The sequence below is a fragment of the Pseudomonas lini genome (assembly GCF_001042905.1).
GTDB lineage: Bacteria > Pseudomonadota > Gammaproteobacteria > Pseudomonadales > Pseudomonadaceae > Aquipseudomonas > Aquipseudomonas lini.
On record NZ_JYLB01000005.1, the window covers coordinates 532,292 to 556,341 of the forward strand.

The 24,050-nt window shown below is 58.5% G+C and carries 9 protein-coding genes; 2 read left to right on the forward strand and 7 right to left on the reverse strand.

Going from position 1 to position 24,050, the window contains the following annotated elements:
- The first annotated feature begins 330 nt into the window (after positions 1-330).
- Both TU81_RS17785 and TU81_RS17790 read left to right on the forward strand, forming a co-directional pair.
- The gene (locus tag TU81_RS17785; RefSeq protein WP_048396179.1) at positions 331-7,413 is read left to right on the forward strand and encodes a TcdA/TcdB pore-forming domain-containing protein; all 7,083 of its coding nucleotides are present in this window, start codon (positions 331-333) and stop codon (positions 7,411-7,413) included.
- A gap of 105 nt (positions 7,414-7,518) precedes the next feature.
- Entirely contained in the window at positions 7,519-14,556 is a 7,038-nt protein-coding gene (locus TU81_RS17790) for a TcdA/TcdB pore-forming domain-containing protein (protein WP_231983807.1), read from the forward strand.
- Between the two features lie 68 nt (positions 14,557-14,624).
- Here the strand turns inward: TU81_RS17790 and TU81_RS17795 are convergent, their stop codons facing one another.
- The 7 genes from TU81_RS17795 to TU81_RS17825 form a co-directional block, all read right to left on the reverse strand.
- On the reverse strand, positions 14,625-15,236 hold the full coding sequence (locus tag TU81_RS17795) for a MarC family protein (RefSeq protein ID WP_038978774.1): 612 nt from the start codon (positions 15,234-15,236) through the stop codon (positions 14,625-14,627).
- 61 nt (positions 15,237-15,297) lie between these two features.
- Positions 15,298-18,075: a hybrid sensor histidine kinase/response regulator gene (locus TU81_RS17800; RefSeq protein WP_038978775.1), complete on the reverse strand. Its 2,778-nt coding sequence runs from the start codon at positions 18,073-18,075 to the stop codon at positions 15,298-15,300.
- A 99-nt stretch (positions 18,076-18,174) separates the two neighbouring features.
- Entirely contained in the window at positions 18,175-19,470 is a 1,296-nt protein-coding gene (gene purD, locus TU81_RS17805) for a phosphoribosylamine--glycine ligase (protein ID WP_048396180.1), read from the reverse strand.
- A 152-nt stretch (positions 19,471-19,622) separates the two neighbouring features.
- On the reverse strand, positions 19,623-21,230 hold the full coding sequence (purH, locus tag TU81_RS17810; RefSeq protein WP_048396181.1) for a bifunctional phosphoribosylaminoimidazolecarboxamide formyltransferase/IMP cyclohydrolase: 1,608 nt from the start codon (positions 21,228-21,230) through the stop codon (positions 19,623-19,625).
- Positions 21,231-21,311: 81 nt separating this feature from the next.
- On the reverse strand, positions 21,312-21,632 hold the full coding sequence (gene fis / locus TU81_RS17815; protein WP_007907419.1) for a DNA-binding transcriptional regulator Fis: 321 nt from the start codon (positions 21,630-21,632) through the stop codon (positions 21,312-21,314).
- The gene (gene dusB / locus TU81_RS17820; RefSeq protein ID WP_007907421.1) at positions 21,629-22,639 is read right to left on the reverse strand and encodes a tRNA dihydrouridine synthase DusB; all 1,011 of its coding nucleotides are present in this window, start codon (positions 22,637-22,639) and stop codon (positions 21,629-21,631) included. Before dusB ends, fis begins: the two co-directional genes overlap by 4 nt.
- 185 nt (positions 22,640-22,824) lie before the next feature.
- Positions 22,825-24,045, reverse strand: a complete 1,221-nt coding sequence (locus TU81_RS17825) for a DUF3426 domain-containing protein (RefSeq protein WP_048396182.1) — start codon at positions 24,043-24,045, stop codon at positions 22,825-22,827.
- Positions 24,046-24,050 lie beyond the last annotated feature (5 nt).

Sequence of the window (24,050 nt, forward strand, 5' to 3'; positions counted from 1 at the left end):
GGGCTCTAATGTGTATGTCATCAGTAAATGAAGCGGTGTGAGTTAAGTCTGTAACAGTGGGTGTGGTATTGGCTTTGTAATTAATTGAATTCCTTGTGAGTTGAGCTGTGTTTGGGTGGTGGGTTAGTTTTGTTTTGCACTTTGTTGGTGTTAATTGGGTGTGGAAGGTTGATGTAGTATTTTTTCGGTCTTAAGCGTATTGATATTTCGAGGTTTGCTCAGAAGGGGTGACACTTTTTTATTGAGAATAAGTGTGAGTGTCTGAGTTGGAATCATCATTGTCCAGAGTCGATCCCGGCTATTTATATACGATAAATGGAAGTGTTGTTTATGAGTGAGTCTAAGTTTTCTGTTGCGGATGGCTATGTCAATTTTGTGGATCTGTTTAATCGTGGCGACCTTGAACAGGCCTTGATATCGTACAAGGGTACCGATCAATACGATGCGGTGCTCCGATATTACTTCGGGTGTTTCGGCGTGCTGGACTCTCCACAAATGTTGGAGCCATTGGGTCTGCTCAAGCAGGCTTTGGGTGCCTTGGAAGGAAGTAGCCGGCGCCGCCGCGCGGCAGAATCGGAACTGCCCATGAGTCCTGGTGTTGCCGGGACTCCTGATTTGGCGGACCTCTACAACAGAGTCGAGGGTTTTGAGACGCGCCTGCACAACGGCCTCGAACAGCTGAAGTTACCCGCCACCGAAGTGCCGAAGAATCTGCACTTTGTCTGGCTGGGCGGCGGTGTCGGGGCGATTCAGCGCGACTACATCAATATCTGGAAGCGGGTGATGGCCAAGGACGGCTACCAGCTGAATGTCTGGTATGACAGCGATGGGCTACTGGTTCACGAAACCAACCGAATCATTGTCGAGGCGGCGAAGGCTGATGTGTTGTCCGGCGATGGGCTAAAGGTTACTACCGGTCATGATTTGGCAGATCGGTATGAAGAGCGAGCCACTGCGTTGAAGCGCCAGATGTATATGCACATCAATAAGGCAACCGAACTCGGTCAGAGTGCTGATCAGGCGCGAATAGACTTGCTGGTTCGCGGCTACGGGCAAGACGAGGTAACCCTGCGCACGTTAAGGGATAAAAATGCTCAAGTCATGGGCAGTCTCAATGACGAACACATCCGGTTGCGCGATGTTCATGAACTCCAGGCATTCTCTCGACTGAGTGATTTCTATAACCGTGAAATGTCCTTGCGCGGCAATCTCGCGGCAGCCTCGGACATTGTGCGGGTGCTGGTAGAACAGGGTGAGGGCGGGATCTACAGCGACGTGGATTTCTTGCCGCCGCTTGCTCAGAACATGGCTGGCATTGACATTAGCCAGCTAGAGTTCGACGCAAGGCTGGGTATTCTGCAATTGTTGCTGGACCACAATCCTCAATGGATGCCGGGTCGCCAGACGCTGCGCAGTCGCTATACCGACTACTCCAAACGAATCCCTGAGGCACATCGCGAAGCGCTGGAAAAGTTTGCCAAAAGCGCACCTTCGTTAGAGCAGGTATTTGTTTCGTTCGATGAACGTTATGTTCGGCCCGACAGTTTACGGTTGGCGATGATCGACAATGGCGAGTCCAACGCGCTGATTATTAGCCATCCCGGATCAGCTGCGCTGGAAGCCATCATCGAACGCTTCGAGATCCACCGGCGTGTACTGCTCGCGGTTGCGCTCGAGGCCGACAAGCGCAAAATCAAAAACTACGATGGCGATGGCATGTATGGGCTAACGGAGGAAGTGCTCAGGAACGAATTCGATATCGTCGACGAAAAAGCCGGCAGAGAGGATTTTCGCGCCAGTGACTTGTGTAGGGGGATCGCCGATTACTTCAGTGACGGCATCCGTCCCAACGCCCAGGGGTCGATATTCTTGACGGGACCGGGGGCTGTGCGTGCCGGTCTGTTGGACTTCGAAAGCAAGTTCTTGACGCCGGGGGGCGCTGACGCATTTCGGGATGCCATGCGGTTGCACTCCGGGTTCAACAACGCTACGGAGGAGGATAGGGACCACTCGTGGAAAGAAAATGCTGAGAATACGGAGGCCTGGTTCGAAGCGGAAAAAAAGCGTTGGACCGATGGCGAACTGAAAGCCCGCTACACAGGACACATGGCAGAACTGCTCAAGCACCAGAGCATTGAGTTTGAGGAAGGCTGGCCGGTAATCGAGGGGCGCCATGTACTGTCCACGAACCTGTTGCAGCATCTGGCTGACGAGCTGGGCGAGCCGTTCATGCGCATGATGAATCGTAGCCATAACGGTGCGGTGATCTTCGACAAGGCTGTGCCACTGAGCTTCGATGATCGCCAGTCGATCCTTGCCCAACGTACCGATGCACGGCCGCCTGCATCATTGAGTGATCCGCAGACGCAACAGCTGCCTATCGATGAACTTCTGAGCGGACTTGCCAAGGGCACGGTTGAAGTCGTCCAGTTGAGTCCCTTGCAGCGTCTGCTGCTCGGCGCCTTGACCGGTGCGCAGGCATTGGATAATCGCAGCTTTGACGCGGTTCGCCCGCAACTGGAAAACCTCGCCAACAGCTTCGGTGAACTGGGGACGGCGGGCCGCTACGCGGCGATCGAACACATGCTTTACCAACATCAGGCTCCGGCGTTTCTGGCCGGGCTTGCCAGCCCTGCCGATCATCCGCCGGTGCATTCGGAAACTGCTCTGGGGCTGAAGAAAAATGCGCTGGAACAACCGTTGACTTTGCGCCAGTGGGGCAAGCACATCGCCAGAATCCAGCAGGTGGCGAAACTTGAATACCGTGACCAGGTTGTCGAGCGCGTCGGTGTTGTTCTGGACGGTTTTGAAGCGGGCACCATCAAGCTTGTGCCGCAGGATTTACTCTTGCAGGGCGTCGGTGACTCGGTGGGCGGACGTTGTTATCCACTGGCCCTGGTGATGGCGGCAGCGTTATCGGAGGGGAAGGCCGCGGCCAACACCTTGCGTGAGCGATTCTATCTGGGGGTTATCGAGCCGCAAGGGAGCGATTCAGCGATCTTTCTGCAGAGCCTGGAGGCGTTGCGGGATGTACAGCTCAATGAGGTGGGCAACGCGCTGGCGCGCTCGGATCTGAATCAGGTCGTGGACATTCTAGAAGCCAGAACAGCCACCAGTACGCTGATGCTCAACTCCGATAATCACGCCATGCTGGTGGCTAAAACCATTGAGGGCGAGCGCAGCACGTATCACTTTTACGATCCGAATTTTGGCGTATTCGAGTTCGAGGACCCGACGCTGTTCAGGCAGGCGCTGGTGCAGTTCTTCCTTGAACAGAAGATGGCCAGGCATTACGCGGCCTATGGTAATGAGTCCCGTCCGACTTTCGATCTGATCGAACTGGAAGGCGCGCGGGTGTCGGGAGTGGCATTGCCGGGCGCAATTAGGGTCTCGGAACTGCTGCAACCCGGCACGTTGCCGGGACAGTCGCAACGCCCAGTCAGGCAGCGTCTGGCCAGTGCCCGCGGACAATCATTGATGAGTAACGATCGTCTGGGCAGTTGTCTATTGGCGCTGGACAGTCATTGGTGGGGGCAACAAATCGAGCAAGTGACAACTCGCCTCCGGCAGCAGAATCAGTTGGCACCACAGCTTGTGCCGTTGTTCGAAACCCTGGAGATCACGCCGGACGGGACATACCGGATGAGCCTGATCGACCCTGCAAACCCTGAGCGCGTGGTACGAGTCATCACCGACGACCATCGACTCTTGCGCATTAAAAGCTACCTCTCGGAACGTTTTGCAGCCTTGGCCAATAAGTCGTCCGTCCCGGGCGATCCCGTCGATCCCACCGATGTGGGTAGCGTCCATACCTTGAACGCCGGCTTCGCCATACAAGCGCTGATGAACGCGTTGAAGGGGAGGGAAGGACCTGATCGATCTCTGACCCTGGCTGTCCGGTTGCACGCTTATGTCAACTACGCACAGTTGGTGCATGGCAACGTTGTCGACATAGCGGGCCTGGTGGGTCTGGCCCGGCAGGCACTGGCTGAAGAGAAATTGATCGCCCATACCGTCGCGCCAGTGGTCAAAGCGGCTGTGGGGCCTGCCGTGGGTGAAGCGACCGGAGGACTGTTGCAGTTGGCGAATGTCGGTTTCGACATTTATCAATTGGCGACTGCGAAAAACGATGTCGAGCGCGCCCAGTTCGGGACGCAACTGGCTTTCGACTCGGCCAGTCTGGTGTTGGCGGTGGGCGCTTACGCTGCCGGCGCCACCATCGCCGGGGCGTTTCTGGGCGGGGCAGCCGTGATTCTGGCGGGGTTGGCAGTGGGGGTGGCGGCGCTGGTTCAGGGCTTTGCCACCATTGCCGAAGAAGCCAAACAGGTCGGGCTGTTTTTCGATGAAATCGAGAAGGCTCATCGTCAAGGCTATCGATTCGACAGCGCTTTGGCCGCATGGGTACCCCGTTCATCGCTGATCGTCCAGACGCTGGATCTGGCCGCCGGCAAGCTGCTGCTCGACAGCCCCAAGCTGTACCCGCTACGCGATCATTTCGGAGTGCCGACCTTTGACAACGATTACGAACGGGCGATCAATATACGTCGGGAGCTGGACCTTCCTAGCCAGATAAAATTCACTCCGCCCACCGGGCAAGTCATTGTGCTGCCCTGTACACCACAAACCTGTTACAGCTATGAGTACAAGGCGCTGCCCTTCGCAACGCTGCGCCATGACAGCGGGTTCGATACGGCCCGGCGTCTGGAGAAAAAGAAAGCGGACGGCGGATGGCTGTTCCTGTTTTCCTTCTATTCGTTTCCGAGTGAGTACATCCTTTATCGCCTGTTCCCGGCCTATCGACCAACAGTGATCGATGTGCTGCTCGATGCCGTCGAGCGCTCGCTGGTGGTACCGGTTCTGCCCCCGGCATGGCATGGGAAAGTCGCCTATCGGATTCAGGGCGCCGGCAAGCAATGTGCATTGGTGCTCAATCCCGGGGTGAGTCTGACACTTGAGTCACCCAGCGTTACTACCTCCCGATGGGTGCTGGAGGCGGCGTGGGCCAGCGAGAGCGACGTTGTTCTGGACGGGTCTACGGGTCTGCAGATCGGCACCGTCAAGGTGGCGTTCACGGGCCGAGGTCTTCATGACGTTCTGATCCGGATCAGCAACAATCAGCTGTTCCAGCTCGATCGCGGAAAACGGCAGATGAACCTCGTCGAGCAGGATGTGCCCCCGGGCATGGATCGGCGGACGTTGCAGGAACATCTCAAGACCCTGGCTCAAGAGCATCATTTGGTGATGCCGTATACGCCGGTGCATAACTATCTGATTCCATTCGAGAGGCCGGATGAGCCCCGGTACACAACCGCCTGGTACGACGCCAAGGAGGATCGCTTCCTGTACATCCGCAACGACGAGGTAGTGGGCGCCGATGAAGCATTGCTGGGGACGGTGGCTGGTGGCTACGCCTATTACTACGAACCGCAGAATTTCTTGATATGGCAAGTCGACGCGGTCACCGGGCTGCTCAGTCATCGTTATCGGTTGCTGCCTAAATACACGGGAGCCACCATCAAGAGCGTAGAGGCGGACGCGCAGGGGGTGATTCACGTCGTACAGGAAATCGCTCACGAGGATAAGGCCAACGATGTACTGATCTACGTGATCCATGACGGACAACTGCTGCTGAGCTCGGTCACCCGCGACATGGATCCGGCGCTGGAATCAGTCTTCAGTGCCAGCAACACACTGGCCGACTGGTCGCAGGTACTTGGCAGCTATTACACCTTTAAGCCTGTCGACAATGATGCCTTTGTTACCGTCGACTGGCAGCCGGCCCCCTTTGTTTCGGTCTGCTGGAAATTCGAAGCAAAGGCGCGGGACATGGCCTGGGTTCGTCACAGTGACCACCTGATCATCCGTCCCACTCCACGGCTCCATCGCGGGCGCGGCTGGGCAGATTCGATCAAGAACATGACTGATCTGACGTTGCTCGCACCGGCTGACGGCAGCGATGTGTTTGTCATCTACGACAGGCTCAAGCAGCAGCTGTGCCGCAAGCAACGTACCCTGGTGGATGGCAAAGGGCATTGGTCCCATACATGGGAACAGCCCGCGAAGCTGGTAAATGTCGTGGCAGTCGAAGGTGGGTACCTGGCGCTGACGTCGGAGGGCCTGTTCTTCAACCTGACCCCCCAGGGGTACCTGACGCTGGGAGGCCTTGGCGAGTCGTGGTTCAAGGATCGGATGCACTGGTGGTCCGCTTTGGAACCGCTTGCCCGGCAACACGTGGCCGAGCATTTTGCCCTTGTTGGCCTGAGCAACTTCAACGGCGACGCCAGGTTGTGCGCCTGGTACGTTGGCAATCGATTGTTGCTGGCTGATCTGGGCCATGGAAAAGAAGTGCGCCTGCTCAGCGTTACCCCTGATAGCGAGGCGGCCTGGTTGTTCGATGTTTCGAGTGGCGAAGTCTATCGTCAGGCGTTCATCGATCCGCAGCGACTGGAACCTGCATTCGGCCAAGGCTCGCGATTGCTACTGGCTGACGCGCTACCCGCCGCCGAGCGTGAATGGGCGCCTTGGCAATTTGCCGAGGTGACGGTTGAGGGCGGCGGACTGCGCGGTATGACACGTGAAGGTGTGGTGCTCGAGCTGCCTTATCAAGAACCGGCGTTGATCACCGGCGTCACCCTTGAGTGGGTCATGACTCAGAAGGGGCGAGCGTACGAAGCCCTTAAACAACTGGCGGACAGCCAACCTCATGCCGCGCTGCTTTCGGTGGAGGAACCCGGGAGCTTGACGTGGTTCGTGGCCGATACCGAACGTTTTATTCGGGTGCCAAAGGCCGCGATTCCAGAGGCCTTCGAGCTGCTGGGAACGCAACGGCAAACCAGTGTATTGCTTCATGAAGACAAGGAGGGACTGCTGCTGACGTACCCGGGCATGGGGCATGCGGGACCACTCAGTTATGTCCAGCGTAATGCCGAGGTACTGGTCATTGAAGGTCAGATGAAGATCGGCGATGTACTGCCGCTGATGCCCGACGATGTCACGAGCCTGATCCTGCGCATGGGGCAAGGTGCGGTAAGTTACCGGTTGTCGAAGGCTGCCTGGCGGAGGCTCGAGTTGGTCATTCTCGACTGCCGGCACTCGCTGGGTAGTGTGGAAACGATTCCCGGCAAGTTGATCTGGGAGCTGGATACTCCTGAAAAGCTGTTGCTGAGTATCGTCCAGGAACACTTGGTGATCATTGACCCGGACAGCGGGCACAGTGTGATCTTTCGTGAAGTGTATGCGACGGATGTCAACTTGCGCGGCGAAGTCTTGCTCGGGTTCGAAGGGCATCGACCCTATGCCGTTTCGACACTGGTGCAGAGGCTGGTCGCTTGGCAGAGCCTGCATGCCAGTGCAACGCTGGGTGAACTTCTCACCATAGCGCCTGCTGAGTTGGAAAGCAGTCTGGCGGGATAGCCTTGAGCTGAGATTTGGAAGTTTTTCCAGGTTGACGGTTCTTGAGTATGCAAATCCTGATGTGAGTTTTTAAAAAGATATCAGCCGATTTAAAAGGATATTAAGTTGAGCAGTGAGAAAGAAATACGGATGGGGCGCGACTGGGCGAAGGCGCTTGAGTGGGTTGAGTTAGAGGCCGTAATAAAACGTTTCCTCAATGTAGAGTCTCAGGGCAATGCCTTGCGTTACTACGAAGGTGCTGTCCAGGCCTCCAGCCTTGCCGAACAACTGACAGCGGTCAGTTTGCTCAAGGAAACTATCGGCTCCATTCCGAAAGCCTCGAATAGCGCAGTGCAGCAAGTTCAAGGCAAACTGGCCGAATACCATCTTCGCTTGTCCACTACTGTGGGAATGCTAAGTTCTGCCAGACCCGTTCCCAAGAAATTGCATTTTGTCTGGGTGGGTGGAGGTATTGGTGCTATCCAGGGCGATTACATCAACGTCTGGAAACAGATGGTGGGGCCTGATGGGTATAGCCTCAATCTCTGGTACGACAGCGACGGACTGTTAGCCCATGAAACCAATCGAGTCATTGTTGAGTCGGCCAAGGCCTCGGGCGCCATGTCCGCACCTCAAGATATGGCAGATACACCCAATACATTGGCCAATCGTTATATCGAACGAGCACGCGCACTTCGTCAACAGATGTTTGAACATATCCAGCGGGTCCTCGGTGAAGGCGGAAGTGCCGATCAGGCACGAATTGATCTGTTGGTGAGTGCCTATGGCCAGGATGAAAGTACGCTCAAGGCACTCAAGGCACGGAACCTGCAATCGCTGGAGGCTGTAGGGCACAAGGGGATTTTGCTGCGCGACATTCGCACGCAGCTATCCGATCAACCGTTGTTCGATATTTATGAGCGCGAAATATCCTTTCGCACCAATTTGGCGGCGGCATCGGATATCACACGTCTGCAGGCTCTGAAGATTGAAGGCGGCACCTACCTTGATGCCGATCTGCTGCCATCCCTGCATGAAAAAATCGGTGGGGTGGATCTCACCGGTTTTGATGCCGAAGCGCGAATAGGTGTGATGCAGTTATTGCTTGATCACAATCCGCAACTGCTGCCGAATCGGGGCTCGCAGTATGCTGACAAGCGCCGCTTTGTCCCGGCGGACAACAACGATGCAATAACCGGGTTTGCAAAAAACGTATCGTCATTGGGGGACATTTTTGCGCCGTTCAATGATGTGCTGGTCTCTGCGGACGGGGTGCGTGCCGGCAACAAGAACAGTCCTCACCAGTTTACAAACCACACACCCTTCAATGGTCTTTCCAACGCATTGTTGAGCGCTCATGCAGGGTCTGCGGCACTTGCCGCGATCATGAATAAAATCCGCAATAACTATGCCTTCAGAGACCGGGTGGTAGAGCAGTCTAAAAAAGGCCACATCTCGCTTGAGGATCGCAATGCGTTCCCCGAACTGATTATCCGTGAGATGGAGAAGCTGTACGGCCCGATATCAGATTGGGGCGACGCTTTGCGCGCTCACGACCAGTTCTCGCAGGCTGTTATGAACTACGACGCCGATGGCATCAAATTCGGTGCCCAATCGGCCATCGTCATGAGCGGGCCATCAGCGGTATCGAATGGATTGAGCGATTTCGTCAATGAGCAGCTGATGGCCAGTGCCCGTCAGCCAATCAGTGACCGGGTCGATCTTTTTGACGGCTTCAATCTGGCGACCGAAGAGGAGACCCACCATAGCTGGAAGGACAACGCCAAGACAGAACCGGATTGGTTTGAACTGGAAACGAAGAGAATTAAGGAAGGCTTCTACAACAACCATTACAAGGGCAACGTAAATGAGCTGCTCAACAGCCGGACGTTGACGTTTAAGCAGGGCTGGCCGGTGATCGAAGGCAAACCCGTGTTGCTGACATCGGTGCTGCAACAGCTGCTTGATGATCTGGGCGAACCCTTCAGGCGCGCGATGAATGACAAGTTGAGCGGCGACATCACGTTCAACGATCGCATTGCCCTCGACTTTGAGACACGACAGAAAATCCTGGCGCAACCGGCCAGCGAGCTTCCTATATCGATAGGCGCCGAGTCGCTTGGCAGTATGAACGAGGCGTTGGCGCGTATCGCTGGCGGCAAGTTGCCTGCGGAGCAGTTGAGCCCGCTGCACCGTGTCGTATTTGGCGGCCTGTTCGGTGCACCCACTCTGGATCAGGAGGGGTTCGCACCTGCCTGGAAGGAGACGGTCGCCCTCGCCGAAAGCACTCAGGATCGCGGGTTATTCGCACGTTACGACTTGATCGAGCAGACCCTGTTCAACCGGCGTCCGGCGATGTTCGAAGCCGGCCACAATGCCTCATCCCTGTCCGGGCAGGTTTCAGAAAACTCGCGGGTACTGAAGGCCCAGGCCCTTGCCGAACCATTGAGCGTGCGGCAGTGGGGGGAGCACGTCCACAGAATCGAAACGGCCACCAGAAACGAATACCGGGCGTCGATTCTGCGCCGAGGGCATTCAGTCCGTGAACGGTTTTTCCAGGCCGGGGCCGACTCTGTCAAACAGGCGCCACAGGAGCTGCTGGTACGCGGCAGTGGAGATCCGGGTCGGCGTTGTTATCCGCTGGCGCTGGTCATGGCCGCAGCGCTTGAAAGTGGCCACACGACAGAGCGGGCCTTGATCGGCAAACTGGCGATTGCCAACCTCACGCCTGATGCCGCTGAAACCCATGCGCTGCTTCATGTTCTGGATGAGTTGCGCGGCCTTCCCATGTCGCAGTTCGGCGAAAAAACGGCGGCTGTGAATCTGGGCGTGGCCATGCAGGCACTGGAAGCGAAAAGCTCCACCGGTAGCTTGATGCTCAACACTGACAATCACTCGATGCTGGTGAGCAAGGTCGTGGAGCACGGAGAGACATCCTATCGATTTTATGACCCCAATTTCGGCCTGTTTGCTTTCATGCGGGCAGAGGATCTGCAGCAAGGCATCAACAACTTTTTGCAGGATGACGTGATTGCCAGGCTCTATGGCCTCGGCGAGATGTCGAATGCGTCTTTCGATGTGATAGATCTCAACGGTTCGAGCATTGCCGAAAAGCCTTTGCCTTCGCGAGTGACTGTCGGCGATTTGCTGAGTCGCGAGCAGATGGTCGGTGGACGGTCAGTTGAGCCTTGGCAGCATCACGCGGCATTACGTGTCCGTTCATTGTCGGAAAATGCCCGGCTGGGTGATGGCCTGGCGCGGCTGGACGCCCAGGGTTGGGCGCGGCAGATCGAAAGCGCCACCACTCGCTTGCAGGCAGAGCATCAGTTGAGTCGTGACTTTGTGCCGGTCTTCGAGTCATTGAAGACCAGTGCGACAGGCCAGCGTGAAATTACCCTGGTCAATGCCAGGGACGCCGGTCAGACCCGCAGAGTCGTGACCGATGACCTGCATCTGGACACGATCAAATCTCACCTGACAGACATTTACCAGGCGCTGTCGGTCAAGGCGCCCCGCCCCGGTGTGGTTGATCCGACCGATGCGGGTGCCGTTCATACGCTCAATGCCGGATTCGCCATTCAGGCCTTGTTGTTCGCTCTGAAGGATCGGGAGTCCTCCAGAAACGGGACGACGGCATTAACGTCTGCGGTGCGCCTGCATGGCTACCTGTCTTATGCACAACTGACCCACGGCATCGTGGTGGATGTTGTGGAGCTGATCAATCTGGTGCGTATCGCGTTCACTAACAGCCTATTGGTCGCCAAAACCACCTCGTCGGTGGTGATCAATGCCTTGGGGCACGTGGCCAATGAAGGGGTAGGCAATATTCTTCAATTGGCTGCGGTCGGATTCGATATTTATCTGCTGGCCAATGCCGAGAATGAAGCTCAGATTGCCCAGTTCGCTACCCAACTGGCGTTCGATTCCGCAGGCCTGGTGGCAGGGCTGGGCGGGCTTGGCGCATCCCTGGTCGGAGCCGGCACCGCGGCTGCGTTTCTGGGTGGGGCGAGTGTCATTCTGGGGGGGCTGGCGGTCGGCATCGGTGCGTTGGTCGAAGGTTTCAGCGGAATACTGGAGCGGGCCCGACAGGTCGGCAAGTATTTGAATCTGATTGATCAGGGTTATCGCAGCGGCGGGTTTTCGCGGATCGACGATGCGCTGTGTATCAGCCCCTATGTCGTCGTCACACACTTGGACCTCGGTGCACGGCTACTGCGTTACGGCGGCGTCCTGGATATATACGCGGCCATTCCCCATGAGTTGCATCCGCCGAAGGGCAATCCGGATCGGTTATTGTCGATCAGCATCCGTGAGTCGCTCGGCTATGCATACGAAAGCACGCTTCCCGATGCCGCAGACTTTGATGTTGTCGTGCTCCCGTGCATGCCGCATTGCTACTTCGGATTCGACTATAAGGCACTGCCAGGCTCGACCTCCCGCAGGGAGCATTTTGAAACGGCGCTGAAACTCGAGTACGACAGTGCAGGGGAGCGCCAGTTCTGGTTCAGTTTCTACAGGTTCCCGAGCGAATACGTGCTGCATCAACTGATACCCAATTACGCGGAGACGTTGATCAACGTAGTACTGGATCGCAGGAACCGCTTTCTCCACGTGCCGAAATTGCCAAGAGAGCTGCACAATTACCTGTCCTACGAAATTCTGGGGAGGGGTGGGCAATGCACGATGGTGCTGGCCGAGGGTGTCCGGGCGATCACGCTTATAAAGACCACGGATGCGCCGTCAATGGCCTGGGCATTGAGTGCAACCTGGCTGGCTGAGAGCGACGTGAAAATTGAAGGGGCTCGTGTGCAGTTGGGCGCGATCCAGGTCCATGTCCCTGACCAGTCGCCTTTGCTTTTGCAACTGGACAAGCAGTCGTATCAAGTGGACTGGGAGCAGGGAAGCTTGCTCATCTCCGAGATCGCGATCGGCTCGGGCGGTAATGCTTCCGCTGCACAGGCGTCTATCCGCGAGCTCGCGCGTTCCATGCGTCTGGCCGGTCGCTACACGACTGTGCGGGATTTTCCTGTTCCCTACAGCGATCCCCTCAAACCGGTTTACACCACGGCCCAATACGACCGCAACGAAGACCGTTTCCTGTTTGTCCGTGGCCTGGATCCGGCCTATCAGAAAGTCGCTTGCCTGGGCGCCATTGTCGACAAGTACGCGTACTACTATGTCCCCGATGATGTTCTGATCTGGCGGACGGATGTGACCACCGGGCAGGTCAACCGGATTTACCGGTTGATGGATCCAGTGCCGGGCTCAAGGATTTCGGCCTTCCAGGAACTGGAGGGAGGGCTGATGCGGATCGTTCAGAAAGTCGTGCTGCGTAACGGTCGTGACATGAAGATGACTTACCTGCTCGGCGCAAATGACCTCTCGCTGTTTTCTGTCATAGGCGCTCTGACCGAGGGCCAGAAGGCATTGCTGCAACGCAGGAACACGGTCTCCCTTGCGTATTTCTTTTGGGATTACGAATTGATGGTGCGCAATTCGAAGCTCGCGCCTTTCGATGCCGTGAGTGTCGTGGATTATCAATGCGCTCCCCTGACCTCAATCACCTATTGGCACGAGGATTCTCGCAACCCCATCAGCCTCTGGTTGCGACGGGATGACGGGCTCGTGATTCGGCCAAACCTGGAGGCGGACTCTGGCAGTCTGATTTTGCTGAACACCCAGGACGCCGACGGCGATACGTTCCTGTTCTATGATCAGCGCCATCGCAGTCTCTACCGACAGCGAGTGACGGCGCAGAATGACGAGCCGTCCGCGTCTGCTACAAAGATTCTGCCTCACGAGGTGGTCGAGGTGTTTTACCAGGAGCAGCGCCACATTGCGCTCACTCAGGACGGCATGCTGTTTCAACTGAGCAGGACTGATGAATCGCAGCTTGTCGCGCTGAGCGGGGACTGGCTGGCACAGGCCGCAGCGGCTGCAGGTGATGGTTTCGAATGGCACGCGAGCGTTCTGGCACTTGCCGAAGCGTTGGCCGCCGACGGTTTTGAAGTGTCGGGTGTGCAGAATGTCCCGGGCAATGCGTTCCTGCGTGTCTGGTGCCTGGGGCGGCGCATGCTGATTGCCGACATGAGGCCGAATCAATCCGTACAGCTATTGGCGCAGACCCCGGACAAAAAGGCTGCATGGTTATGGGATTCGGCCTCGGGGCAGGTCTATCGTCAGCCCTTCATGGAGCCCGAAGCATTTGCGGCGGCCTTTGCCAACGGCACGCGCCTGTTGCATCGAGATCGGCTGCCGGCAATGCAGCGGGTAGCTGCGCAATGGTCTTTCACCCGGATCGCACCCGAAGGCGCGGGATTGCGTGGCCTGACCCGAGAGCATGTATGGATCGAGCTGTTTGAAGGTGAAGCACCTCGTATCGTCGGTGTCGAAAGCGATTTCTTCTTTGGTCTTGGCACCCGGCAGGCGCGGGAAAACAAGCTGCTCCAGTTGATTGCCGGCCGCTCCCACGCACCTGTTTTAACGGCGGGCAGATTCGATGATCTCTTTGCCTGGTATGACACAAGTGCCAGGCGCCTGTACTACTCGACCGTACAAACCAACGGGCATTGGCCTGCTTATCTGGGTGTGCGCAATGGCGAAATTGCGCTGCTGTACAACACCATCACCCATGAGGTGTTCAGTAACAGAAACGGTGCATGGCTGGTGCCGGACCATGATGTCTGGATGTATGCAGACACGGTGAGTCGAACGGCCCAGGTAATGACGATCCAGACCCGGGACAATATCGAGGACTTGCTGATGCTGATTCCGGACGGTGTCACCACACTGGTGTTGGGTCTCAATGGCGGGATGACATGCCTGATCTCAGAAGCCGCCTGGTTACGGCTCGACTGCCTGATCATCGACTTTCATCAGCCAGCACCCCGAAAGCGCCAATTGATCGTGCAACTGCCGCCTATGGATCACTGGCGGATCACGCTGGCCGAGGGGCATTTGTTGCTGACCGATCCAGATGACGGGCGTAGCCTGGTTTTTCGAAGTGTCGAGTCCGCCGGAGCGGAATCGCGGGACACGTTTGAACTGCTGATCAATGTTTCCGGCGATCCGCTGTTCGTCACCCTTGAGGATCTGATGCAGGACCTGGAGGAGGGTGTCAGTCTTGAGCTGGTGAAACTGCTGGCGAAGGCCGTCGAGGCGTAGACCCGGAAGCGGGCAATCTGTCTCTGGGGGTTACGCGAGGCTGCGGGGTTGATTCCACGCAGCCTTTTTCATGAGGCACCGGCGCCAGGCACGAGATAGCCCTTCACCCCGGTAAAAATAATCTGCGCCGCCAGCGCGCAGACAAACAACCCCATCAGTCGGCTGACAATCTGCAAGCCCTGATCGCCGAGAATCCGTTCTATCCGGTTGGACAAATAAAGCACCACGCCGACCGTGAAACTGGCCAGGGCAATACTGAGGATCGCGGTGAGTTTGTCGTCCCAGTGCGGCTGGCTCACGCCCATCACCAACAGCGCACCGATGGTGCCGGGGCCGACGGTCAGCGGAATGGTCAGCGGAACGATGGTCACATCCTGCTGCACGTTATCGGTCTGCACTGCCGACTTGCCCTGGGCCATGCCCAGCGCCGAGATGAACAGCACACTGCCAGCGCCGATGCGGAAGGCGTCCACGGTGATGCCGAAGACATTGAAAATCACCCGCCCGAACAGGTACAGCAAGACGCTGGAAACCAGCGTGGCGGTCGCCACTTTCCAGGCCAGGCGTCGTTGCTCCTTGCGCGAATAGCCGCGGGTCAGGCTGATGAAGCAAGACAACACGAAGAACGGGCTGTAGAGCACCAGCATCTTCAGGTAAACGCTGAACAACACATGGAGCATGGCAAGCTCACTGGCGAGGGACGTCGTGGGGAGTCTATCAGGCGCTGCGGGGTCTGTCGGCTCAGGAGGTCTGAACCGCTGCACGGTTCTGCTGATCACGCTGGGCAACCCAGTGTTCGATCAGGTCGCGCAACTGCGACAGCTCGACCGGTTTGGCCATGTGCCCGTCCATGCCGGCCTGGCGCGCGCGCTCTTTGTGCTCGGCGAGGATGTGTGCGGTCAGCGCTACCACGGGGGTGCGTATCCGCTGATTGCCGACTTCCCAGGCACGCAGCTGCTGGGTGGCGGAGAAGCCGTCGAGGATCGGCATTTCGCAGTCCATCAGCACCAGGTCGTAGCGCTGGGCCTTCATCGCCATCAGGGCTTCTTCGCCATTGCTGGCGGTGTCCGGTTGCAGGTTGAGCTTGCCCAGCATGCCGCGTATGACCTTGGTCGAAATGCTGTTGTCTTCGGCCACCAGAATGCGGAAATCGCTGGGCACCTTGACCGGAAGGGTTGGGCCGGTGGGCAGTTGCTGGGAGACGGACAGGCCTTTGTTGCGCTGGTTCAGCTCGTCCGCCAGAGTGGTCTTGAGTGTATAGCCGGCCACCGGTTTGGCGAGAATGCGCTTGATCCCGGAGTTGCGCGCGATGATCTTGCTCGGGGCGTTGCTGATGCCGGTGAGCATGATCAGCAGAATGTCATGGTTCAGGCTCGGGTCTTCCTTGATCTTGGCGGCCAGTTGCATGCCGGTCATGCCGGGCATGTTCTGGTCCAGCAGGACCACGTCGAAGTAATCGCGCAGATGGGCCTTGGTGCGCAGCAGCGCCAGGGCCTCCTTGCCGGATGGCACGGCGCTGACATTCAAGCCCCAGGCGCTGCACTGCTGCACCAGCACCTTGCGGCAGGTGTCGTTGTCGTCCACGACCAGTACGCGTGCGCCTTGCAACGGGCTGTCCAGGTCCGACGTCGGATGTTCGAGACGGTCCGGGTCCAGCGGCAGGGTCAGCCACAAAGTGCTGCCCTGGTTGGCGCCGCTCTTGATGCCGAACTCGCCTTGCATCAAACGGATCAGTTGACGGGCGATGACCAGCCCAAGATTGCCCCCCAGACTGGTGGCCGAGAGGAAGTGCTTGCTGTGCAGTTCGGCATGCATCAGCGCGTCGCGTTCTTCCGCCTCCATGGGCTGGCCGCTGTCCTGCACGGCGATGCGCAGTCGCGGTTTGGTGCTACGTTCGTCGAGGGCGACGACGATCAGGATCTCGCCTTCGTCGGTTTTCTTCAGGGCGTTTTCCAGCAGGCTCAGCAAGGTCTGGCGCAGACGCGTCGGATCTCCGCTGATGACGCGTGGTACTTGCGGCTGGATAAAGCTGATCAGCTCGACGTTCTGCTGTTCAGCCTTGGCGCGGAAGATGCTCAGGCAGTCTTCGATCAGGGCGTTGAGGTCGAACTGCACGTCGTCCAGTTCGATCTGCCCGGACTCGAGTTTGGAGATGTCGAGAATTTCGTTGATCAGTGTCAGCAGCTCGTTGCCAGCGCTATGGATGGTCTGCACATAGTCACGTTGCTTGACCGACAGCGGTGTGCCCAGAAGTAGTTCGGTCATGCCCAGCACGCCATTCATCGGGGTGCGGATTTCGTGGCTGATCTTCGCCAGGAATTCGGCTTTGGCGTTGATCTCTGCATTGCTGGCGGCCAGATCGCGACTGACGCTGAAACGGTCTTCGGTGATGCTGCGCTGTCGCTCGCCCAAGGCAATACTCATCAACAGGCCACTGATACAGATAAACACCAGCAGAATAATGATCAGCCCTTGCGGCGCGACAAGGGTCAGCCCCTGCAGCGCGGGCAGAATAATCAATGTGCCGAGGTTGAATACCACCATGGCCGCCACGAACAGGCGCGCCGGGCGATAACCTTTTTGCCAGTGATGGGCGCTGACGAACAACATGCTCAGGCCGGCCAGGGCAACCAGCCCATAGGTGATGAGGTTCAGCGGCAGTGTGTTGACGAACAGCAACAGCAGACCGCAGACCACGATGAGCAGGATGTCGCCCAGCAGCAGCTTGTTCAGTGGGTGTGGGCCGAGAGGGGCGAAGAAACGGTAGGCGAACATCAGGCCGCAAGGTGCGGTCAGCAACAAGGCGAGGTAGGCACCAGGTGTCTGCAAGGAGGGCCAGTTCGGTAACCATGGGCCGGCCAGATTCAGCAGCAACACCAGACTGAGCAGCAACAATACTTCGCACGCCGCCAGCCAGAGGCTGCTGCGTGAGCGTGTATAGGCATAACGGGTCAGGTTATGCAGGATCAGCATTGCGATGCAGCCAAAGAGCAGCCCGTAGATCAGCGTCAGGTTCTGAGTAGCCGCGGTCATGACCGCCGATTGCAGGGTGATGTAAGGCCGCAACTGGTGTTCGGAGACCAGCCGCAAGTAAACGTCGAGGGTTTTGTCGCTTTGTGGCAGCGGCAACATGAAGTCGCTGCTGGGGAGGGGGCGCGTAGCCTGGAGCTGCCCGCCACCGGTATTCAATTGATCGATCAACTGGTCGCCGTCGAGCACATACAGATTGAGGTGCGACAGGTCCGGTGCGAACACTCGCAGCAACTGTTCATGCTTGCCGGGCGCGAGCCTGAAACGCAGCCATAGCGCACCCTCGGGCGCGGCCGCGGTGAGGCGCTCGAGTTCGATGGGGCTGAATTGATTGGTGTAGCGGCTGGAACGGATGTCGCTCAGCTGCAGGTCGCCCTGTTCGTCGAGCAATACCGCCCAGCCACTGCCTTGCGCGGCCTGGGCCGGGAGCATGCAGAGCAAGGTCAGCAGAGTGACGGTGAAGCCTATGGCAATCCTGAGCCAGCGCACGGCGAAATCCCTTCGTAGGTTAATGCCAGAGTATAACTATGCGCGGCGCCGGAATAGTCAGGCAAGGGCCGCAAGCCCTTGCCTGGCCGAATGGATGGCTTATTCCTGATTTTCGCCACGCTCGCGGGCAATGGCGCGGTAGCCAATGTCCTTGCGGTAGAAGCAGCCTTCCCAGTCGATTTTAGCTGCCAGTTTGTAAGCTTGCTGCTGGGCTGCGTCGACGCTGGTGCCCATGGCGGTTGCGCACAGCACCCGACCACCGGCGGTCACCACCTGACCGTCCTTGAGCGCAGTACCAGCATGGAAGACTTTGCCTTCCAGTGCCGCGGCTGCATCCAGGCCGTTGATGGCAACGCCTTTGGCGTAGTCACCCGGGTATCCGCCGGCGGCCAATACGATGCCGACGCTCGGACGTGGATCCCATTGCGCTTCGACCTTGTCCAGCGCTTGCGCCAGGGCGGCCTCGACCAGCAACACCAGGCTCGACTGCAAACGCAGCATCACCGGTTGGGTCTCAGGATCGCCGAAACGGCAGTTGAACTCGATAACTTTTGGGTTACCCGCCTTGTCGATCATCAGGCCGGCATAGAGGAAACCGGTGTAGACGTTACCTTCCTCGGCCATGCCACGCACGGTCGGCCAGATCACCAGGTCCATGACCCGCTGGTGGACTTCGGCCGTGACGACCGGGGCCGGGGAGTAAGCGCCCATGCCGCCGGTGTTCGGGCCGGTGTCGCCGTCGCCGACGCGTTTGTGGTCCTGACTGGTGGCCATCGGCAATACGTTCTTGCCATCGACCATGACGATGAAGCTGGCTTCTTCGCCATCCAGGAACTCTTCGATCACCACGCGGGAACCGGCGTCGCCAAACGCGTTGCCTGCGAGCATGTCGCGCACCGCGTCTTCGGCTTCGCTCAGGGTCATGGCCACGATCACGCCTTTACCGGCGGCCAGGCCATCGGCCTTGATCACGATCGGTGCGCCTTTTTCACGCAGATAAGCCAGGGCTGGCTCGATCTCGGTGAAGTTCTGGTAGTCGGCAGTCGGGATCTTGTGGCGAGCCAGGAAGTCTTTGGTGAAGGCTTTCGAGCCTTCCAGCTGAGCAGCGCCAGCGGTCGGCCCGAAGCAATCCAGGCCACGGGAGCGGAACAGATCGACGACACCGGCGACCAGCGGTACTTCCGGGCCGACGATGGTCAGGGAAACGTTTTTCTCCGCGAAATCTGCAAGCTGCTCGAGGGCGAGCACGTCGATAGCGACGTTCTCGCACTTGGCTTCAATGGCGGTGCCGGCGTTGCCCGGGGCAACGAAAACTTTCTGCACGCGCGGATCCTGAGCCACTTTCCAGGCCAGGGCGTGTTCACGGCCACCGCTGCCAATGATCAAAACATTCATTTCAAAAACCTCGGATGACGCTAATTCTGGAGGCAGCGCTGAGCTGCTTTTCTGTGGGGGCTGGCTTGCCTGCGATAGCATCACCTCGGTCTGCCTGGCAAACCGAGGCGCCTGCATCGCGGGCAAGCCCGCTCCCACAGTTGATCGTCGTATTAGTGACGGAAGTGGCGCATGCCGGTGAAGACCATGGCGATGCCGGCTTCATCAGCTGCAGCAATCACTTCGTTATCACGCATCGAGCCACCTGGCTGGATCACCGCAGTGATACCGACCTTGGCCGCGTTGTCCAGACCATCGCGGAACGGGAAAAAGGCGTCGGAGGCCATCACCGAGCCTGCTACCTGCAAACCTGCGTGTTCAGCCTTTATCGCAGCGATACGCGCGGAGTTCACGCGGCTCATCTGGCCGGCGCCAACACCGATGGTCTGACGGTTCTTGGCGTAGACGATGGCGTTGGACTTCACGTACTTGGCGACTTTCCAGGCGAAGATCAGGTCGTTGATTTCCTGTTCGGTCGGGGCGCGCTTGGTCACGACTTTCAGGTCTTCGCTGCCAATCATGCCGATGTCGCGGCTCTGTACCAACAAACCGCCATTGACACGTTTGTAGTCCCAGGCCGGAGCGCGATCAGCCGACCATTCGCCGCAGGCCAGCAGGCGTACGTTGGCTTTGGCAGCCACGATGGCGCGAGCTTCTTCGCTGACGCTAGGGGCGATGATCACTTCGACGAACTGACGCTCGACGATGGCCTTTGCAGTTTCAGCATCCAGCTCACGGTTGAACGCGATGATGCCGCCGAACGCCGACTCGGTGTCGGTGGCGTAGGCCAGTTCGTAGGCCTGACGGATGCCGCCTTCAGCGTCCGGGCTAACGGCCACGCCGCACGGGTTGGCGTGCTTGACGATCACGCAGGCCGGCTTGACGAAGCTCTTCACACATTCCAGCGCGGCGTCGGTGTCGGCCACGTTGTTGAACGACAGCTCTTTGCCTTGCAGTTGGGTCGCGGTGGCGATGCCGACTTCGGCAGGCTTGGCTTCAACGTAGAACGCCGCACTCTGGTGCGGGTTCTCGCCGTAGCGCATTTCCTGCGCCTTGATGAACTGGCTGTTGAAGGTGCGCGGGAATTCGCTGCGACCTTCGGTGCTGAGGGTTTCAGCCGCCTGATTCACGGTGCCCATGTAATTGGCGATCATGCCGTCATAGGCGGCGGTGTGTTCGAAGGCCTTGAGCATCAGGTCGAAACGCTGAGCGTAGGTCAGGCCGCCGGCCTTGAGGCTTTCCAGGACGTTGGCGTAATCGCTGGCATTCACCACGATAGCCACGTCTTTGTGGTTCTTGGCTGCCGAACGGACCATGGTCGGGCCGCCGATGTCGATGTTTTCGATAGCGGTCGGCAGGTCGCAGCCTGGCTTGTTGATGGTGGCTTCGAACGGGTACAGGTTGACCGCAACCAGATCGATCGGCTTGATGCCGTGCTCGTTCATGATGGCGTCGTCGACACCGCGACGACCGAGGATCCCGCCGTGGATTTTCGGGTGCAGGGTTTTCACCCGACCGTCCATCATTTCTGCGAAACCGGTGTAATCCGCGACTTCCACTGCGGCAACGCCGTTGTCACGCAGCAGCTTGAACGTCCCGCCGGTGGAGAGGATCTCGACGCCCAGGGCTTCGAGCTCCTTGGCGAATTCAAGGATCCCGGTCTTGTCGGAAACGCTGATCAAGGCGCGGCGGATCGGCAGGCGGGTAGTCTGGTCGGTCATTTCAATTTCCATCAAAAGCAAAGGAGTCAGCAAAAAAGGCGACCGGTTTTAAGCGGGCGCCTTTCTGGTTTGATTGAATGCTTACAGCAAATCGTACTGCTTGAGTTTCTTGCGCAGGGTGCCCCGGTTCAGCCCGAGCAGCTCACTGGCCTTGGTCTGGTTGCCCTTGACGTAGTTCATCACGCATTCGAGCAGGGGAGCCTCGACTTCGGAGAGCACCAGGTTGTACACATCCGTGACGGCAGCGCCCTCAAGGTGGGCGAAATAATTGTGCAGCGCCTTCTCGACACTCCCGCGAAGGGTCTGACCTTCTTCGCTCGGCGTATTGAGGTGCTGTTTCAAATTCACGTTGTCGCTCACGGGTGTTGTTCCACTCACTAAAGTCTCGGTCATCATCGTCATGCAGCCACCCCTTCTCCGTCCCCTGTCAGGCTCTTGTAGCGTTCGGCGAAGAAGGCCCGAACGTAGGCGCATTGTGCTTCCGTATCTTCCAAACGATTGAAGTGGGCGCGGAACTCCCTGGCGCCCGGCAAGGTTGCGAGATACCAGCCCACATGCTTGCGAGCTATGCGCACGCCCATGACGTCGCCATAGAAGGCATGCAGCGCAGCCAGATGCTCAAGCAGAATACGTTCCACCTCGATCAGTTCCGGTGCCGGGAGTTTTTCGCCGGTACGCAGATAATGGTCGATTTCACGAAAAATCCATGGCTGCCCCTGGGCAGCCCGACCCACCAACAGGCCATCGGCACCGGTCGCGTCGAGCACGTACCGGGCTTTCTCGGGCGAATCGATATCGCCATTGGCGAAGACCGGAATCGACACCGCCTGCTTGATCGCGGCAATGGTGTCGTACTCGGCTTCACCGGTATACAGATCGGCACGGGTGCGGCCATGCACCGCCAGCGCCGTAATGCCTGCCTGTTCGGCGATCTTCGCCACGGTCAGGCCGTTCTTGTTCGCCCGGTCCCAGCCGGTGCGGATCTTCAGGGTGACCGGCACATCGACCGCGGCCACCACGGCCTGCAGGATCTCGGTCACCAATGCTTCATCTTTCAACAGGGCGGAGCCGGCGGCCTTGTTGCAGACCTTCTTGGCCGGACAGCCCATGTTGATGTCAATAATCTGTGCGCCCAGTTCAACGTTGGCCCGGGCCGCATCCGCCAGCATCTGCGCATCTCCGCCAGCGATCTGTACCGAGCGGGGCTCGGGATCGCCTTCGTGGATCATGCGCATCCGCGATTTGCGGGTGTTCCACAAGCTCATGTCGCTGGTGACCATTTCCGAGACTACAAGGCCCGCGCCCAGTCGTTTGCACAGCTGACGAAAGGGCTGGTCGGTGACACCCGCCATGGGGGCGAGGATCAAGCCGTTGTGCAATGTATATGGACCGATGCGTACCGCCGACATAGGACTTCCCTGTTGTGGGGCCGGATCATGAGAGTTCGAAAAAGGGTTGGCATGATACCCGCTCTCGATGACTGGATAAAGGCTGAATTGAACAAAATCTGAACAGTTATTCTGTTATCGCCAGCGGTTTGGTTTGAACGGGCACAGTCAGAAATCTGCCGTCAAGCCTGTAACGGTGAACCGTTTCACTCGGGCGAGTGGAAGCTCAGGCTGTAGTTCACCGCCTTGGAGCCTGGATCGAGAATGTCCAGCGCGATATGGATCGGCGTTTGCGGCGGCATTTCCGCCAGCCCCTCGAGATCGCCGCTGAGGTACTCGCCGGGCTTGAAGCGACGGCTGGCGATCAGGTGGCCGTTGAGGTCGGCAAAGCGCAGCTCCAGCAGCGGGAAGGGCTGGGAGAAGGGCGCACGGTTGTAGATGATGGCATCGACCACCAGGGCGCCGTTGAAGTCCGGGTGGCTGCGGACTACCAGATTGCTGCTTTTGACTTTCGCGATGTCGACTTTGGATGGCACGGTGCAGCCGATCTGCGGACACAGTTGCTGGAACCATGGACGGTATTGGTCCTGGCGTGCCAGTTCGTCGAAGTGGTAGGCGACGTATTGGCCGGCGAGGCCGGCGGCGCCGAGCAGGATCAGCAGCAGCCAGAAAAAGCGCCGACCCCAGGGTGAACGACGTTTTTGCCAGTCCAGTTGCAACGGATCGTCGGTCAGGTCCTTCAGCTCTTCCGCGCGCAGGGTCGGTGCGCTGCGTTCGCGTCGCTTGCGCAGGGGCTCGACCGAGGGCAGATCGTCGTCGATCTCCTCGGTGGTCGCCGACAGGCCCCCAAAGGGGATCGGGGCGTCGAGCGGGTCGTGCAGGCGCAGCTGTTGTATTTCGGGCTCGTCGCCCAGTTCCACGGGCTCCAGCGACAGCGAAGGCTCGGTGCGCGAGTGTTTGCTCGGCTCGATCGTCGGTTCTGGTGTGGGCGCGTCGAGGGTTTGTGCGCGATCGGCGGCCGATTCACTGAAGAGACTGTCGGACCAGGGCTCCTGGTCGTGCTCGGTGATATCTCGGCGAGCGCTGAGGCTGTCTTCGCGGGGCCGAGTGAATTCCGTTGTTGGCTGGATTTCCCGCTGTTCGAGCCGGGCGAGCTCTTCGTCCAGATCCAGGCTGTCCAGATCCATTTCGGCAGCGGTCCATTGCTTTTGGCTGATGGCTCGCTGCACGGTCGGTTCGACGGGCGCCGGTGCAACCGGTTTGACCGTCTCCTTGCCGGCCCGCTGCTCGAGTAACTGCTTGGCGGCGTTGAACACCTGCAAGCACGAGCCGCAACGAACCACTCCACGGGCCACGCTCAACTGAGCATGGCTGACGCGGAAGCTGGTTTGGCAATGCGGGCACTGGGTGACGAAGCTGTCGGTCATGCGGC